We start from the raw sequence: 16,166 nt of genomic DNA, 5'->3' as shown, positions 1-16,166 counted from the left end.
AACGGAGACACCTTTGCCGCCATGGATACCACCACTATGAAAACTCAACACAACAAACTGCCCGTCACCGTGTTGTCCGGGTTCCTGGGCGCAGGAAAAACTACTGTGCTAAACCATATCCTCCACAATCGGGATGGCCGTCGGGTCGCCGTCATTGTCAACGACATGAGCGAGGTCAACATCGATGCAGCCACCATCCAGAATGAAGTACAGCTGAACCGCAGTGAAGAGCGTCTGGTAGAAATGAGTAATGGCTGTATCTGCTGCACCCTGAGAGAGGATTTACTGGAGGAAGTCGGCCGGCTTGCCGCCGAAAACCGTTTTGATTATCTGGTGATTGAATCCACCGGTATTTCGGAACCCCTGCCCGTGGCAGAAACCTTTACATTTGCCGATGAGCAGGGTCGAAGCCTGTCCGATGCCGCACAACTGGATACCATGGTAACCGTCGTGGATGCGGTCAATTTCATGCATGACTATATCGAAGCAAAACAGCTACAGGAGACCGGCGAAAGCCTTGGCGAGGACGACCACCGAAGTGTCGCCGACCTGCTGGTTGACCAGGTGGAATTCAGTGATGTGATCCTCATCAGCAAAACCGATCTGGTGTCAGCTGAAGCATTAAACAAACTCAAAGGTGTACTGAGAACACTCAATACCGAAGCGGATATCGTCGCCATTGAAAACGGCCAGATAGATTTGAGCAAAGTACTGGGCACTGGCAGATTCAGTTTTGAGCGGGCACGACAGGCACCCGGCTGGCTGAAGGAAATGCGCGGTGAGCACGTACCTGAAACCGAAGAATATGGTATCAGCAGTTTTGTGTACAAGGCACGTCGCCCGTTCCACCCCAAGAAATTCCACGACTTTCTCCACAACCCCCAATTGCACGGCAAACTGATTCGCTCGAAAGGCTGCTTCTGGCTGGCCACACGCCCGGCACATATCGGCAGCTGGAATCAGGCGGGAGGTATCGCCCGGTGTGGCGTTGGCGGCATATTCTGGAGGGCGGTACCCAAAGATCAGTGGCCCCAGGATCCGGCAACAAGGGAGGCAATTCTAAAGCAGTGGGAAGAGCCTTTTGGAGATATGCGACAGGAACTTGTGTTTATCGGACAGGGACTCGATCGCGACCAGGTTTACCAACAACTGAACGATTGCCTCCTCTCGGAAGAAGAACTGTTTGCGGGCAAAGAACACTGGCTGTCTCTACCGGACCCGTTCCAGGCGTGGGCCTCCCCAGAGGAGCAATGATCATGCCCGATAACTCTGCCCTGAAACTGCTGACCATTGAGGATAGCAGCAGTGTCGCCGATACGGACCCAGGTGTGTTCTCAAGTATCTACAATGCCGATATCAACATGGCTATCTGGCAGAGAAGCCTCGATCTGCCGACACAGGTTTATGTGGCGTCGCTGATAAAAAGTCCGCCTGTTTTTCAGACATTACAGGCCGTCATGCAGGTGGGAGAAATAGCGCCCTGGCTCTCCGCCCACCTGCCGAACCGTCGGGGGAAACCCGCATTGATTGCGGATATTTCCCGGCTGTGCGAAATGTTTTCGGTGTTGTTTGACCTGCAACGCATCGGCCTGCGCGTGGCCCTGCTGAGTCAGGCTATGTGCCCGCGATTCCATGTGGATCATATTCCCTGCCGAATGGTGACAACCTACGGTGGCCCGGCCACCGAATGGCTTGAAAACAACCGGGTCGACCGCACCAGACTCGGCAAAGGCAGAAAAGGAAAGCCTGACGACCAATCAGATGTATTCCACTCACCCCGGCATATCAGGCAACTCACCGTCGGCGATGCTGCCCTGCTAAAAGGTGAGTCATGGCATGGCAACGAAGGCCGGGGGGCCGTCCACCGATCTCCTCCCATGCCCTCCGGCGCAGCCAGATTGATGCTATCACTGGACTTTGGGTAATCCATCCAACCTGTATAGTCGAGGGTCCTTCGGCCCCTTCGGGGGCCTTTTTTTACAACAATGCGCCATCAAACAACTGGCCAGACTATGATTAGTGTCAAAGTTCTTTTCATCACTCTGTCGGTACTGCTGTGTGCATTAATCACCAGCAACGTTACGGCACAGGGTGCCGCCGACCGCTCGTCGCAACAGCACAGCCCCCATGTGCATGGCGAAGCAGAACTGCAGGCCGCCCTGGATAATGACCGGCTGCTTCTGGAATTTCGCAGCCCGGCCATGAACCTGGTGGGCTTTGAACACCCACCCCGCGACCATCGACAACAGGCCGCCATTGAACGGGCGGGAAAATTACTCAGCTCGCCACAGGCGCGGTTTACCTTTCCGGGCACGGAATGCCGGGCTATCAGAGTGCAGGTTGAACAGCCCTACGACCACCTCCGCCACACCAATGATGACCGTGATAACTATCAACACGAGCACGAGCACGAGCACGAGCACGAGCACGAGCACGAGCACGATATAGAGGAACATCAGCAGCACACCGAGTTCACGGCCCGCTACCTGTTCCACTGCCACCAATCGGAAAAACTCACCCGGATCGTTACAGACCTCTTTTCCCGCTTCCCCGGTATCCGTAGAATCCAGGCTTCGTGGGTTTTGCCCGGGAGCCAGGGCGCTGCCACAATGACCCCCTCACACTCGCAACTGGAAGTGGACTAGCCATGGGCATATCGACACTGGATCAAGTGATCAAAAAAGCGGAAGAGCACTGCAACCACCCAGGTGCCAAACTGACACCCAAGCGCAAAAATATTCTGATTCTGTTATTGCGTTCTGGCAGCCCCCTGTCCGCCTACGAATTGGCCGAGCGCTATCAACAACAGTTTCACGAATCCGTCCCGCCCATGTCTGTGTACCGAATGCTGGATTTCCTGATGACTGAAAACCTGGCCCACAAACTGGTATCGGAAAACAAGTTTATTGCCTGCTCCCACATTGCCTGTAACCACCAACACCAGGTGCCCCAGTTCCTGATCTGTGACCACTGCAATAAGGTCAAGGAAATTGCGATTGGCAAGGAGATCATTGACGCACTGAACATTAATGTCACCAAAGCAGGTTACCACCTGATCAACCACCAACTGGAACTGCATTGCCTCTGCGACGAATGCAGCCAGACAAGTGCCGCCTGATTCCAGGGGTAGCCAGGCTGCCCCCCTGAAACAGATTCCCACCAATATCATCACCGGATTTCTCGGTGCCGGAAAAACCACCGCCATACGCCATCTGCTGGCTCACAAACCACCGCAACAACGCTGGGCATTACTGATCAATGAATTCGGCGAGGTGGGTATCGATGCCGCGTTACTGAATCAGAGCGGGGAGACTGACAACATCCTTGTTCGGGAAGTACCTGGCGGCTGCCTGTGCTGCACCAACCAGTTGAACCTCCAGATTGCCCTCAACCTGTTATTGAGCCGTGCTCGACCACAGCGGCTGCTGATCGAACCCACAGGATTGGGGCACCCCCGCGAATTACTGGAATTATTGAGTGGGGAATATTACCGCGAGGTGCTGTCACTACAGGCCACTCTGACCCTGGTAGATGCCCGCCATATCACTGATAAACGCTACCACGACCACGCGGTATTCAATCAGCAACTGCAGGCAGCTGATATCATCCTGGCCAATAAAGCGGACCTGTACAGTGCCAAAAACCTACCACAACTGCACTCCTTTCTGGACAAAAACGGCCTGTCACAGCCAGTGATACCCCTGACCAGGGGGGCGATGGAACCCGACCTGCTGGATCAACCCAGCCGTGCCGTTGCTGTCCCCACACACACCCAACGGCACAACACCCCGAGCATGGACTATGAGGAGGGACTGCCTCCCATGCCAGAGCAAGGGTATTTGCGAATTGACCACCAGGGAGAAGGTTACTTCAGCAACGGCTGGATTTTCGAACCCAACCATGTATTCGACTACCGTAAATTGATGGCGCTGCTCAACCAGACCCCTGCCATCAGATTGAAAGGTGTGTTTATCACCAATCGAGGTATTTTGCGTTTCAACCGGACCGATGGCGAAACCACCAGTGACTTTATAGACGAAACCGCCGACAGTCGCGTGGAGCAGATAACCCGGCGACAGGGGGATGAGCAACAGATGGAACAGTGGCTGACCCACTGTCTGCTGCCTTAACAGCTATCAATCCCGAGCTATTCTTGATAGACCTCAACCGCCATTACCTCTATGGCATAGGCTGAAACGGCCATGTCATTCTCCGTCATGGTGGTACTGATCCGGCCACTCAGCCAGAAAGCGTCATAGAGAGACGCCTGCTCAAAGCCCTTCTCGCTCTCTGCGTAGACTATCTGATTGGGTGGAGGCGGTGGCACATGGATACAGGCACCGAAAAATGGCACCAGGAAAAACCGCGTCACCCGCTGCCGCTCATCAAAATCCAGCGGCACCACAAACCCGGGAATGCGTATCAGTTGACCATCAAATTCCGGCCTTATCTCGGTGGAGGTCAATGCCTGCTGGTAACGATCCCCGGCAGGGTCTCCGGTGCCTCGAATGGGACTTTCCAGCACATCCTCCTCACCCCCGTCTTCGATATCGGACAGATAATCAGGGGGATTCATCAATGCATTCAGGTCGCCATCGGGCATCAGCTCGGTCCACTCGACAGTCCTGAAATCCTCCTTTTCAAACACCGCGCCCTTATCAGCCATCGCCAAAGCGCAGGTCATACACAACCACAGGCTGCCGACAAGTAACGCTAAACGTGCAAAGCGGTGCCCACTTTTCATCCTGTAAATCCTTTTTGCTTATTCGGTAAATTTTTGGCAAAACGAAAAGAGATATGTTGTATCATTTATAGCCTAAACAAACCAGTAAAGCCGTCACCCAGACACCAAAAAACGATGCAAAATTCCACAGACAAGACCCATGCAGTTTCCATTGACCAATTGACTTTCCAGTATCCCGGTAACAGGCGTACTGCCGTGCTGGATATCCCTCACTGGCAAATTGCCCGAGGTGAACAGATTTTCCTGAAAGGACCCTCGGGTTCCGGCAAAACCACCCTGCTAAATCTGTTGAGTGGCACGCTCTGTGCCCGATCCGGCACACTGCAAGTCCTCGGGGTCAACCTGGCTCAGCGCAGTGCCCGCCAGAGGGATCATTTTCGAGCCTCCCATATCGGGGTGGTGTTTCAGCAGTTCAATCTCATTCCCTACCTCAGTGTGAGGGATAACCTGTTACTGGCGGCAAAGCTTGGTGGGACGACAACAGCCGCGGCTCTGGAGCGCTCTGGCCTATTATTCGACACACTGAAACTGGACGAGCAATTGCTGTCCGAGCACCCCACACGACTCAGTGCAGGTCAGCAACAGCGTGTTGCGATTGTCCGGGCACTGGTCAATGCCCCCGAAATCCTGATTGCCGATGAACCCACCTCGGCACTGGACAGCCAACTCCGCGACAGCTTTGTACAGCATCTGCTGGCCCTGACCCGTGAATGGCAGAGCACGCTGATTTTTGTCAGTCACGACGACAGCCTCGGTCGGCAATTTCAGCGGGTGACAGCGCTTGCCGAGATAAACCGGTCAGGAGACAAACATGCTGATTAAAATTGCCCTGCACAGTTTGGCGAGTCGCCGCACCACGGCACTGATCACCGTGTTTTCCATTGCCATCTGCCTGTTCGTACTGCTCGGTATCGGTCATATCCGCCAAGAGGCCAAACACAGTTTCAGCCAGGCTGTCTCCGGGGTGGATCTGATCGTCGGTCCGCGCACCGGGCAGCTGAACCTGCTGTTGTACTCGGTGTTCCGTCTCGGTGGTGCCACCAACAATATCGACTGGCACAGTTTTCAAACACTGGCAAAAAAACCGGATGTAGCCTGGGCAATTCCCCTGTCACTGGGGGACTCCCACCGGGGATATCCGGTACTCGGCACCACCGATGCCTACTTTCAGCACTTCCGCTATGGCCATCAGCAACCACTGGGGTTTGCCGAGGGGGAGCCCTTTGAACAACCTTTTGATGTGGTGATTGGCGCTGAGGTCGCCAGTCAGCTCAACTACCGGATTGGCGAGAGTCTGGTGCTGGCCCACGGCATGGCGGCCACCAGTTTTTCCCTGCACAGGGATTCTCCTTTTCAGGTGACCGGTATTCTCAAACCCACAGGCACCCCCGTAGATCGCACACTGCACATTAATCTAAAGGACCTGGACAGTATCCACCGCGACTGGCAGAGCGGCACACGGGTGGCTACTCACCAACACACAAACCCCGGGCAGGAGCAAGACCTTGAGCCGGACTCCGTCACGGCAATCCTGATCGGCGTGAACAACCGGTTATCCACCTTTCGCTTACAACGTGAAATCAATCGTTACCCAGACGAACCACTGATGGCCATTCTGCCCGGTGTGGCGCTTTCGGAATTGTGGCAACTGATGTCCTGGGTAGAAAAAACCCTCGGTTTTATCGCCCTGCTGGTACTGTTTGCATCCCTATTGGGGCTGGCAACTATGCTGTTATCGACGCTGCAACAGAGACAGCGGGAGATTGCCCTGTTGCGGATTCTCGGGTTGCGGCCACTGACTCTGTTGATGTTGCTGGAACTGGAGGCACTGCTGCTGGTAGCCGCCGGAGCCGTCGTTGCCGTCGGCCTGTTGAAGGGGGCTCTCACGGTAGCCGGACCAATGCTCGGCGAGCGGTACGGCCTGTTTCTCAGCGACCAGATCATTACCGTCACGACCCTGAACGCATTGGGACTGGCATTTGTCACTACTTTTGTCATCGCACTGATTCCCGCCATTAGCGCGTACCGCCGGGGATTGCACAGCGGTCTGGAAAACCACTGACTTGCCGACCGGGCATGCACAGTGATAACAAAATCCGTAGAATCGAACCCTGTTCAACGTCAATTACATGTATCCCATGACTCAAGCACCTATCGGCCTGTTCTATGGCTCATCCACCTGCTATACCGAAATGGCGGCCGAGACAATAGCGGCCCGCCTCGGTGAAGACCGGGTGGATGTGTACAACGTGGCAGAGACCCCCGTCAGCTTGATGGAAAACTACCCGCTGTTGATACTCGGCATTCCCACCTGGGATTACGGCGAGCTGCAGGAGGACTGGGAAAACTGCTGGGAGGCCCTGGACAACGTCGATTTTTCCGATAAAACAGTGGCACTGTTCGGTCTGGGCGACCAGATCGGCTACCCGGAATGGTTTCTCGACGCACTGGGATTTCTCTGGGCAAAAGTCTGCACGCTGGGCGCAACCACCGTGGGGTTCTGGCCGGTGGAAGGATTTCAGTTCAGCGATTCCAAGGCGCTCACAGCTGACGGCACACACTTCGTCGGTCTGGCAATAGACGAGGAAAATCAGTTTGAACTCACCGACCAGCGCATTGAACGCTGGTGCGCCCAGATCCTCCGGGAATTTCACCTCGATAGCAAATGACCTACAAAGTGATGATGGCGCTGTTAGGACAGTGCACCCGGCTTACTAACAGTCACGAATTCACAGCATTGCCACTCTATCCGGGACTAAAAGCTGTTCGCCAGAATCAATCCGACTGAAACCAGCATCATGCTCCAGGTACCGGCCGTGCCAATAAAGCGCGGCAGGGATGTGCCGGCACTCTTGCGCAAACCAAACGCATGCAACAGCCGACAGAAGACCAACAGACCGCCGAGCAGATGTACCAGCAAACCACTGGAGACGGAGTTCTCGACCGCCAGCAGCAACAACAGCCCGATGGGCAGATATTCTACGGCATTGCCGTGAACCCGGATACGGCGACCGAGGGCTTCGTGGCCTCCATCCCCCAGACCCACCTGATATTTAAGACGTCCACGCACCACATCCACAGCCAGCCCTACCATTAGCAGACCGCTGAGAGCGATATAAATCATCGAAATATCCATACTTAAACCCTGCGTCATCTGGCTCTCCTGTTTGAAAAATACCGATCAAGCCAAGGGCTTGATCTACTGATAATATGGCCGCTGCCACAGCTACGGACCTATCAATGCCTGAACCTACCGCAGATATGCTACAACGGGCGACCATAAACTGGGATGCAGAGGGCCAGCCGCACGCCACAGATTTTGATGACAGGTACTTTTCCCGCACCAGCGGCCTGTCGGAAGCCCGCCATGTCTTCCTGCACCATAACGGGCTGCCACAGCGCTGGACAATCTCTACACGCCCCTTTTTTACCATCGGTGAAACCGGGTTTGGCACCGGCCTGAACTTCCTTACGGCCGCCAGTCTCTGGCTGGATCAAATCAGCAGCGGCACACTGCATTTTATCTCTGCGGAAAAATATCCCTTATCCCGGTCAGATCTACAACAGGCTTTATCCCTCTGGCCGACGCTGTCGGGGCTGGCCAATGCACTTATCGAACAGTACCCACCACCGACTCCGGGCATTCATCGGCTTTACCTGGCCAACAAGCGCATTGTACTTACCCTGCTTTACGGCGATGCCAACACCATGTTCGCCAGTCTGTCAGGGAGCGATCATCCACTTTTTTCATCCCGGAACAACCCTGTTGTGGACGCCTGGTTCCTGGATGGTTTTGCCCCGGCAAAGAACCCGCAAATGTGGACAGACGATCTGTTTCAGACCCTCGCCAGGCTGAGCGTCCCGGGAACCACATTCAGTACCTTTACCGCCGCCGGCTCGGTTCGTCGCGGCCTTCAGGCCGCCGGTTTCGAAGTGCAGAAAGTGTCGGGATTCGGCCAAAAACTGCACATGCTGTGCGGGCATATGGCAGAACCCATCGCACCAGACGTATCGGACATTGACTGGCAACCAGCCAGCCACAATGCGGAATTCCAACCACCCTGGTATCTACCTCCCCAACTCAGTCCTCCGTCATCTGCCCTGGTGATTGGTGGCGGCATTGCCGGGTGCACCACAGCCAGATCACTGGCCGATCGGGGTATCAGTGTCACCCTGATCGAACAACATCCCCAACTGGCCAGTGAAGGTTCGGGAAACCCGCAGGCTATTCTCTATCCCAAATTGTCCAGCCAACGCTCACCTCTGAGCCGGTTTGGCCTAATGGCATTACTCCATGCCAGCCGTTATCACCAACGTTTTCTCGGGGAGGAAGCCACCGGCAGCCCATGCGGTGTGCTGGTTCTGCCGAAGGATCAGCATGAGCTGCCGCTGTTTGAAGCGCTCGCCCGGCAACATCCGGCGGAACTGGTTGCACTGGTGACCGGGAGTCAACTGAATGAGATCGCCGGTATATCACTCGGCATTGGAGCTGGGCTGTTCTTTCCCCAATTGGGCTGGATCAAACCCGTCGCTGTCTGCCGGGCACTGACTGACCACCCACTGATCCGTCGCCAGACGGCTACTATCGCCACTCTCCACCATGAACAGCATCAGTGGCAGGCATATGACCAACACGGCACCCTGTCAGCCACTGCGTCAGTGGCCGTGATTGCCAGTGGCACAGGCAGTGCGGCATTTACCCAGACGGCACACCTGCCGTTAAAACCGATTCGCGGTCAAATCAGCTGCCTGCCCGCCACCGCGGACAGCAATCAACTCAAAGCGGTGATCTGCGGCGAAGGCTATCTGGCCCCGGCCAGTGAGGGGATCCATACCCTGGGGGCCACCTACAATATTGGCGAAACCTGCACCACGCTGCGTGAGGAGGATCATCGGGACAACCTGGCCCAGTTGCAGAAAACAGCCCCGGAAGCCGCTGCCCTGTTTGACCCTGTGGATGCAAACCACCTCGACGGCCGTGCCGCCTTCCGCTGCACCACCCCGGACTACCTGCCTATCGCCGGACCGGCACCGATTGCCGAACACTACCGGCTGGATTATGCCCTGTTGCGAAAGAATGCCCGGGCCCACATCCCGGTGGCGGGCGCCTGCTGGCCGGGCCTGTACCTGAACTGCGGCCACGGTTCCCGGGGCATGAGTTACGCACCGCTGTGCGCAGAATTGCTGGCCAGTCAGATTTGCGGTGAGGTTCCACCACTGGAGCAGGATTTGCGTCAGGCGATACACCCGGGTCGCTTTATCATCAGAGACATGAAGCGCGGCAAACAGTGAGCACAGCAGCTCTCATGGCGACGCCACAAAGGTTCCGCAGACATCGCATCTGAAACCGCGCCGGTAAAAAAACAGCGGGAACCCCAACAACAGAAACACCACAAAGGCCGGTTTTTTGCCGCGAATGAATGGTGTCAGCTTCTGACCGCCACAGGCCGGGCAGCTCAGCTGGTCCCGGTCATTCTCTTCGTCGCTGTCGAACAGGTCGGAGAAATCTTCCGCCAATGCCTGGGTCGCCTGCTCGACAAATGGTGCCGGCACCTGCAGTTTCACCCCGCCTATGGCAGAAGAATACAACCACTGCATATTGATGGTGTGCTCATCGGCGACAAATGCAGGAATTCCCTTGGCATCCAGTTTCAACTTGGCAATGTGTGCCTCATGGGGAAAGGAAAATGTGGCAACGGTAATCACAGGGAATCCTTTTCTTTTTTTAATCACAGCAACCGGTAAATCCCGCTCAGCTATTTTTTGCCAGTGCGAGGAGTCGGAGGGAAAAGCCACCAACTGGCCAACACCAGTAACCCGAACAGGGAGTAAATCAGTAGAAACACCCAGTTAGGCGCATCGTAATAAAGCAACTCCTGCAACCAGTGTTCAATAAAACTGCCACTGTAACTGATATCCCCTGCCCTGGCCCGCAACCACTGCTCAAAGGTCGTCAACGGACAGACCCACCCGGCCCAGGATTCAGCCACCACCACGGCGATCGCACCGAGATGCGCCAACCGGAACCACCACCGGTTCACCCATCGCCAGTGGCACAGGTTGCCCAGCACAATCAGCAGCAGCCCTCCCACTACAAACAGAACAAACCCCACGTGAAGTATCAGTATCAGATCGGCAAATAACGTATATGACATTGCTAGCATCACCTGACATTGTTCAGGTTATCGTCCGGCTGTAACAGTCAGCCCAACAGAATCACTTGCACCTCACCAACCGGCAGACACCGATAGCCCGCCGCGCGGGTCACAGGTATGGTCGCCACCGCATAACCCACCATAATGGTCTGATTTTCTGTCACGGCGTCGATCGATAATTGACGCGACAGCATCTCATCCGAAGTATGGACAATCAGGTAACTCGCTGCCGCAGGTACCGTTTGTGCTGCTGTCCAATAGCCGGTCCTGGATTTATCGCTCGAGACCCAGCGGATCACCAGATCCTCGCTTGCAATCGGTTCGTGCTGGCTGTTCAGGTAAGTCACTATCGGGCAAAAGGTCCCGCTGTTGAGGGCATTGAACCGACCCGGCGCGAACATCAACAGCAGATCGCTGCCCGGCTGGCCGTGACTGAGGGCATATGCCGAAAAATAGCTCTTGCCCGTTCTGAACGGGTATACCGGTGAACGATCATTCAGCTCGACCACGACCGGGGTATCCGATGGGTTGACCGAGTGGATGACGGGAAAGGACATCGCCGCAAAGTCATCGCAGCAGACCTCTGCCGTGCGCAGGGCATCCCGGGTTTGCGAGACGGAAGAGCAGGAGGCCTGCAAAAACATCGACATCACCAGCAGGGCCAACCACGGGTGCCCGCCCCGAACGGGGTTACTGTTATCTATCATTATTCCGCCCCAGTACCTGATGCCATATCATGGTTTCCTACACCTCCCAGCATAGGTCACTCCGTTAGAACTGTCTGTTACTCCTCGTAATCTCTGACTTTTTCCGACGCTTCCCGCGCATTTCTGACCAGCATTTCAGCGGAACCCGACCCACAGGCGATAATGGTACGCATAGCCTCCTCCACGGAGACATGCGCCAGTATCTGCACACAGTCAGCGGGCAGGTGGTAGGTCATCCCGGACGTCGGAATCGGGGCAGTGGGCACGAATACCGTATAGGCACCATCCCCGTGACGGCTGGTCACAATCGCCGTTACCGTGACCGGTGAATCCGCGCCGTAGATTTTTGCCAGTGCGGTCTGACCGCTGAGCAAGGTGGTTTCACCACTACCGCCGAGCAACTGCGTTACGATCGCCCGGATAGTGCGATAACCCGGGGCCAGCCGGGTCAGCCAGATCTCCATATGGCCGTGCATCCAGTTACCCAGACGGGTTCTGATCAACAGCCCGACCGCAAAACAACTGCCCAGGATCAACAGCAGCACCACCAGCAAAGCCAGAAATTCGCTGATCGTGGCCTGCTCCCGCAACAGGCCGGTGAGGGGACTGATCAGACCTGCCACCAGATCGAACAGCCACAGGAAGATCATTGCCAGCAGTGCAATGGGCAACACGACGGTCAGTCCGCCGAGAAGCGTCAGGCAAAGAAACGAACGAAAACGCGTCATGGTCTATCCTTTAAACACACAACCGACACGAGGGTTCGGACCGGCATGAGAATACCTGCCCTCTGATTGATCACCATCAAATCAGAATTGCCCCGTGACATCCATACTCAATAGAACACAACGTGGAGAACATTATTATGAAAATTAATCTGGGTACCGTAGATCGCCTGCTTCGGCTTGTGGTGGGACTGGTCTTGATCGCCCTGGTATTTGTTGGACCACAAACGGCCTGGGGCTGGATAGGTGTCATTCCCCTTGTCACGGCACTGGCAGGTAATTGTCCGGTCTATAGCTTGCTGGGCTTTAATACCTGCTCGACTAGGAAACCCACTGACTGATAGACGTCCTTCACCCCCCCATCAACCCGGGTTCTACCGGGTTTTTGCTGTTTTTCCAGGCGGGTTCTCATTCAACCCTACTGAATAATTGACACCGAAAATAATCCTGCTTTTTACCCCTGCTCTCAAAATCTGGGCCCTCTCGACAGATTATAATTGATAATGGTTACCATTTGGATTAGCATTATCACACTTCGAGACAAGCGCACTTTAACAACCAAATCATTTTCGGAATCACCCATGGCCAACAAACTCTCTCTCTCTATTTTCACCGCTTCACTGACACTGCCCTTGGTGGCAATGGCAGTGGACGAGACAAGAACCGACATTGAAACCATCTCTATCATCGGCTCCAGGGAAGACGTCCAGGAACTCGCCGGCTCCGGCGCCCTGATTGATCAGGAGCAGATCGCTATCGAGGCGTCCACTGACATCAACCAGCTGTTGAAAACAGTTCCCGGCATCTATATCCGCGAAGAGGATGGTTTCGGTCTGCGCCCGAATATCGGTATCCGCGGTGCCACCTCGGAGCGCTCCTCAAAAATCACCCTGCTGGAAGACGGTATTATGATCGCACCCGCGCCCTATGCGGGACCAGCTGCCTACTCCTTCCCCACCACAATGCGCATGGATTCCATTGAAGTATTGAAAGGGGCGCCCCTGCTGCGCTATGGCCCCCAGACCACCGGCGGCATCGTCAACCTGAGATCCACACCGATCCCCGAGGAGAATAGCGGCAAGTTGCGGCTGGCTGCCGGTGAGGACGGCATGCGGGACTTGCATCTGAACTATGGCGGCAGGTTCGGTGGCGGCGCACTGGGGAACTTCGGTTGGCTGCTGGAAACCGTGCAGCGCGATGCAGACGGCTTCAAAAAAATTGACCGCAGCGGTCGCGATACCGGTTATGACATCGAAGACTACATGGGCAAATTGTTGTGGGAAATCGAGGGGCAGAGTCTGTTGTTAAAAGCCCAGTATTCCGAGGAAGTATCCGATGAAACCTACCTCGGACTCACCGATGCCGATTTCCGGGACAACCCGAAACGCCGTTACGGACTGTCCCTGCCGGATGAAATGAGCCTGCGGCACAAGCGCTATAGCGCCATCTACAACCTTGATCTGACCGACAGTGTGCGGATGACGGCCACCGGCTACTACAATGAGTTTTCCCGCAACTGGTTGAAGTTGAGCGGCGGTAGCGCCCTGATTAACGCGGCCAACGGGGGGGATGCCAACGCTCAGGCAATTCTCGATGGCACCGCCGATACGACGGGCCTGACCTACAAAAACAATGATCGCGAATACGAATCCTACGGCCTGGAACTGAATTTTGCCGTAGACATGGGTGTACACCAGCTCAACATCGGTGGTCGCGCCCACGAAGATGAGGTGGATCGACTGCAACCGGTAGATGTCTACGATCAGGTGGATGGCAAGCTGGTCTATGTGAGCACCAATCCGATATCCAGTGGCGACAATCGCGTGGAAGATGCCGAGGCCATCTCGTTCTGGCTGACGGACAACTGGCAGGTTACCGACGCACTGGCACTGAATTTATTCCTCCGCTACGAGAAAGTGCATTCGTCGGAGGAGCGCTATACGGATGAATCCCGCAATACTATCAGCAGTAAAAAATCCAACCGTTCAGAAGAGCTCCTGCCGGGTGTTTCGTTTACCTATGACCTGAACGACCAATGGCAGGTACTGGCCGGGGTACACCGCGGCTTTTCACCCCTGGGTGGCGGTGCTTCGGAACGCGAGGATCCGGAAACCAGCATCAACTATGAAGCCGGGGTCCGTTTCAACGAAAACAGCTTCTTTGCCGAAATGATCGGTTTCTATAGCGACTTCGACAACAAAACCGAAAACTGTTCAGTTGCCAACCCCTGCAGCAATGGCGATACCAGTGGCAGCTTTACCACCGGAGAAGCGGTTATCCAGGGCATTGAGCTGACTGCGGGCAACCGTTTCCAGGCCGGCGACTTTATGATTCCGGTAGACCTCTCCTACACCTATACCAAGGCTGAAATCAGTGAAGATGAAGGGGCTCTCGGTTTTGAAAAAGGTGACCGACTGGCAGACATACCCAAAAATACCTTCAGTCTTCGCGCCGGGCTTGAAACCCCGATGGGCTGGAATAATTACATGGTCGCCAAATACACCGACAGATTATGCAGCAATATCGGTTGCGACAATGGCTCGAGGCTCGGCAGAACCGACAGCCTGTTTGTAGTGGACCTGATCAGCCGTTACAGCGTCAATCCGGACACGGTGGTCTACGCCAAAGTGGACAACGTGTTTGACCGGGAGGAGATTGTTTCCCGCCTACCCGATGGCGCACGCCCCAATAAACCGCGCACTGCCTCCGTCGGTATTGAATACGCATTCTGATTGCCAATCCCACCTTCAGACCTTGATACCTCCACCCCAGCGGTGGAGGTTTTTTTATGTCAGTGCAATAGACCCGCCATATTGTCAGGGCAACCGGGCTGGTATGATGATGGACAGTTTCTCTGATCGGCTGTTATGAACGAAACCGCTCCCCTCGCCCTGCTGGGCTTTGCGCTGTCAATTACCGGCCCGATTTTCCTGGTGGTCCTGCTGGGTCTGCTGCTGAAAAAAGTCGGCCTGATTCCCACCGCGTTTATCCAGCCGGCATCCGACCTGGTATTCAAGGTGGGGCTGCCGGTGATTCTGTTTCTCAGTATCTACCGGGCAGATATGGGAAGCGTTGCCATGGGTTTGCCCTTGCTGGTGGCGATCCCCCTGACGGTGTTGATATTCGCCCTGGCCTGGCCCATTGGCCGGTTATTCAATGGCGAAAACAAGGCCGATTGCGGCATCTTCGTACAGGGTGTTTTCCGGGGTAATCTGGCGGTCATCGGGCTGGCATTTTGTGGCAATGCCTATGGGCAGACTGGTCTGGCAACCGCCGCTCTGCCCATTGCCCTGTTGACCGTGCTGTACAACGTACTCGCAGTAGTGGCGCTCAACCCCATCCAGACCGGTGACGGCCAATCTCCGATGAGGAGGATGCTGCGCAATACACTCACCAACCCGCTACTGATCGGGATCGCTCTGGGCTTTCTGTTCAAGCTCGGCGGGCTGCCATTACCAGCCCTTCTGGAGGACACCGGCAACTACTTTGCCCAGATGACCCTGCCACTGGCACTACTCTGCATTGGCGCCTCAATGAACCTCAGGGCACTGAAACACTCCGGTGCCAGCACACTTACTGCAGCTATACTGAAACTGGTGGTGACACCGCTGCTGATTGTCGGCACGGCCGCCTGGCTCGGTGTCAGTGGCATGGCACTGGGAATCCTGTTTTTGCTGACCTCAACACCCACAGCGGTGGCCAGCTTTATTCAGGTGAAGTCCATGGGGGGCAACGGCGAGCTGGCCGCCAATATGGTAGTGCTGTCGACCCTGTTGGGCATGCTGACCGTCACCGGCGGTTTACTGACCCTTAAAGCACTGGCGCTGGTCTGACC

The 16,166-nt window shown here is 55.5% G+C and carries 18 protein-coding genes; 12 read left to right on the top strand and 6 right to left on the bottom strand.

Features of this window, described 5'->3' with window-relative positions; translation table 11 throughout:
- Positions 1–36 precede the first annotated feature (36 nt).
- The 5 genes from zigA to AACZ64_RS02385 all read left to right on the top strand — a co-directional run bounded on the left by zigA (position 37) and on the right by AACZ64_RS02385 (position 4,130).
- Complete coding sequence (zigA, locus tag AACZ64_RS02405) at positions 37–1,254, top strand: zinc metallochaperone GTPase ZigA (RefSeq protein ID WP_293613826.1); 1,218 nt, start codon at positions 37–39, stop codon at positions 1,252–1,254.
- Positions 1,255–1,256: 2 nt separating this feature from the next.
- Entirely contained in the window at positions 1,257–1,925 is a 669-nt protein-coding gene (locus AACZ64_RS02400; protein WP_293613777.1) for a DUF1826 domain-containing protein, read from the top strand.
- An 87-nt stretch (positions 1,926–2,012) separates the two neighbouring features.
- The gene (locus AACZ64_RS02395; RefSeq protein ID WP_293613776.1) at positions 2,013–2,645 is read left to right on the top strand and encodes a DUF2796 domain-containing protein; all 633 of its coding nucleotides are present in this window, start codon (positions 2,013–2,015) and stop codon (positions 2,643–2,645) included.
- A gap of 2 nt (positions 2,646–2,647) precedes the next feature.
- Positions 2,648–3,118: a Fur family transcriptional regulator gene (locus AACZ64_RS02390; RefSeq protein WP_036860797.1), complete on the top strand. Its 471-nt coding sequence runs from the start codon at positions 2,648–2,650 to the stop codon at positions 3,116–3,118.
- Positions 3,108–4,130: a GTP-binding protein gene (locus AACZ64_RS02385; RefSeq protein WP_293613775.1), complete on the top strand. Its 1,023-nt coding sequence runs from the start codon at positions 3,108–3,110 to the stop codon at positions 4,128–4,130. Before AACZ64_RS02390 ends, AACZ64_RS02385 begins: the two co-directional genes overlap by 11 nt.
- A gap of 17 nt (positions 4,131–4,147) precedes the next feature.
- Here the strand turns inward: AACZ64_RS02385 and AACZ64_RS02380 are convergent, their stop codons facing one another.
- A complete protein-coding gene (locus tag AACZ64_RS02380) occupies positions 4,148–4,744 on the bottom strand; it encodes a DUF3299 domain-containing protein (protein ID WP_293613774.1) in 597 nt (198 codons plus the stop codon).
- Between the two features lie 114 nt (positions 4,745–4,858).
- On the opposite strand from AACZ64_RS02380, the gene AACZ64_RS02375 reads away from it, so the two are divergent.
- The 3 genes from AACZ64_RS02375 (at position 4,859) to fldB (ending at position 7,413) form a co-directional block, all read left to right on the top strand.
- Positions 4,859–5,566 (top strand): ATP-binding cassette domain-containing protein, encoded by a 708-nt coding sequence (locus AACZ64_RS02375; RefSeq protein WP_293613773.1) that lies wholly within the window; start codon positions 4,859–4,861, stop codon positions 5,564–5,566.
- Positions 5,556–6,806, top strand: coding sequence for an ABC transporter permease (locus AACZ64_RS02370; RefSeq protein ID WP_293613772.1), 1,251 nt, complete (start codon positions 5,556–5,558; stop codon positions 6,804–6,806). Before AACZ64_RS02375 ends, AACZ64_RS02370 begins: the two co-directional genes overlap by 11 nt.
- Before the next feature lie 76 nt (positions 6,807–6,882).
- Positions 6,883–7,413 carry a flavodoxin FldB gene (gene fldB / locus AACZ64_RS02365; protein WP_036860801.1) on the top strand — a complete coding sequence of 177 codons (531 nt, stop codon included), beginning with the start codon at positions 6,883–6,885 and terminating at the stop codon, positions 7,411–7,413.
- A gap of 86 nt (positions 7,414–7,499) precedes the next feature.
- On the opposite strand, the gene AACZ64_RS02360 is transcribed toward fldB, so the two are convergent.
- The gene (locus AACZ64_RS02360; protein ID WP_235189867.1) at positions 7,500–7,898 is read right to left on the bottom strand and encodes an MAPEG family protein; all 399 of its coding nucleotides are present in this window, start codon (positions 7,896–7,898) and stop codon (positions 7,500–7,502) included.
- Between the two features lie 86 nt (positions 7,899–7,984).
- Here AACZ64_RS02360 and mnmC point away from each other — a divergent pair, with 86 nt between their 5' ends.
- The gene (gene mnmC / locus AACZ64_RS02355; RefSeq protein WP_051921523.1) at positions 7,985–10,036 is read left to right on the top strand and encodes a bifunctional tRNA (5-methylaminomethyl-2-thiouridine)(34)-methyltransferase MnmD/FAD-dependent 5-carboxymethylaminomethyl-2-thiouridine(34) oxidoreductase MnmC; all 2,052 of its coding nucleotides are present in this window, start codon (positions 7,985–7,987) and stop codon (positions 10,034–10,036) included.
- 12 nt (positions 10,037–10,048) lie between these two features.
- On the opposite strand, the gene AACZ64_RS02350 is transcribed toward mnmC, so the two are convergent.
- From AACZ64_RS02350 to AACZ64_RS02335, 4 genes are all read right to left on the bottom strand, one after another.
- Positions 10,049–10,450, bottom strand: coding sequence for a DUF2007 domain-containing protein (locus AACZ64_RS02350; protein WP_036860805.1), 402 nt, complete (start codon positions 10,448–10,450; stop codon positions 10,049–10,051).
- Positions 10,451–10,500: 50 nt separating this feature from the next.
- Positions 10,501–10,899, bottom strand: coding sequence for a DUF2784 domain-containing protein (locus tag AACZ64_RS02345; RefSeq protein ID WP_235189868.1), 399 nt, complete (start codon positions 10,897–10,899; stop codon positions 10,501–10,503).
- 47 nt (positions 10,900–10,946) lie between these two features.
- On the bottom strand, positions 10,947–11,606 hold the full coding sequence (locus AACZ64_RS02340) for a hypothetical protein (RefSeq protein ID WP_036860807.1): 660 nt from the start codon (positions 11,604–11,606) through the stop codon (positions 10,947–10,949).
- A 77-nt stretch (positions 11,607–11,683) separates the two neighbouring features.
- Complete coding sequence (locus AACZ64_RS02335) at positions 11,684–12,334, bottom strand: DUF502 domain-containing protein (protein ID WP_293613771.1); 651 nt, start codon at positions 12,332–12,334, stop codon at positions 11,684–11,686.
- Positions 12,335–12,471: 137 nt separating this feature from the next.
- Between AACZ64_RS02335 and AACZ64_RS02330 the strand changes: the two genes are divergently transcribed.
- The 3 genes from AACZ64_RS02330 (at position 12,472) to AACZ64_RS02320 (ending at position 16,164) form a co-directional block, all read left to right on the top strand.
- Positions 12,472–12,672, top strand: a complete 201-nt coding sequence (locus AACZ64_RS02330) for a DUF2892 domain-containing protein (RefSeq protein ID WP_293613770.1) — start codon at positions 12,472–12,474, stop codon at positions 12,670–12,672.
- A gap of 240 nt (positions 12,673–12,912) precedes the next feature.
- Entirely contained in the window at positions 12,913–15,063 is a 2,151-nt protein-coding gene (locus tag AACZ64_RS02325; RefSeq protein WP_293613769.1) for a TonB-dependent receptor, read from the top strand.
- A gap of 135 nt (positions 15,064–15,198) precedes the next feature.
- The gene (locus tag AACZ64_RS02320) at positions 15,199–16,164 is read left to right on the top strand and encodes an AEC family transporter (RefSeq protein ID WP_293613768.1); all 966 of its coding nucleotides are present in this window, start codon (positions 15,199–15,201) and stop codon (positions 16,162–16,164) included.
- Positions 16,165–16,166: the final 2 nt, after the last annotated feature.

Source organism: uncultured Porticoccus sp., assembly GCF_963975625.1.
Taxonomy (GTDB): domain Bacteria; phylum Pseudomonadota; class Gammaproteobacteria; order Pseudomonadales; family Porticoccaceae; genus Porticoccus.
This window is presented reverse-complemented; position numbering and strand designations above follow the sequence as displayed.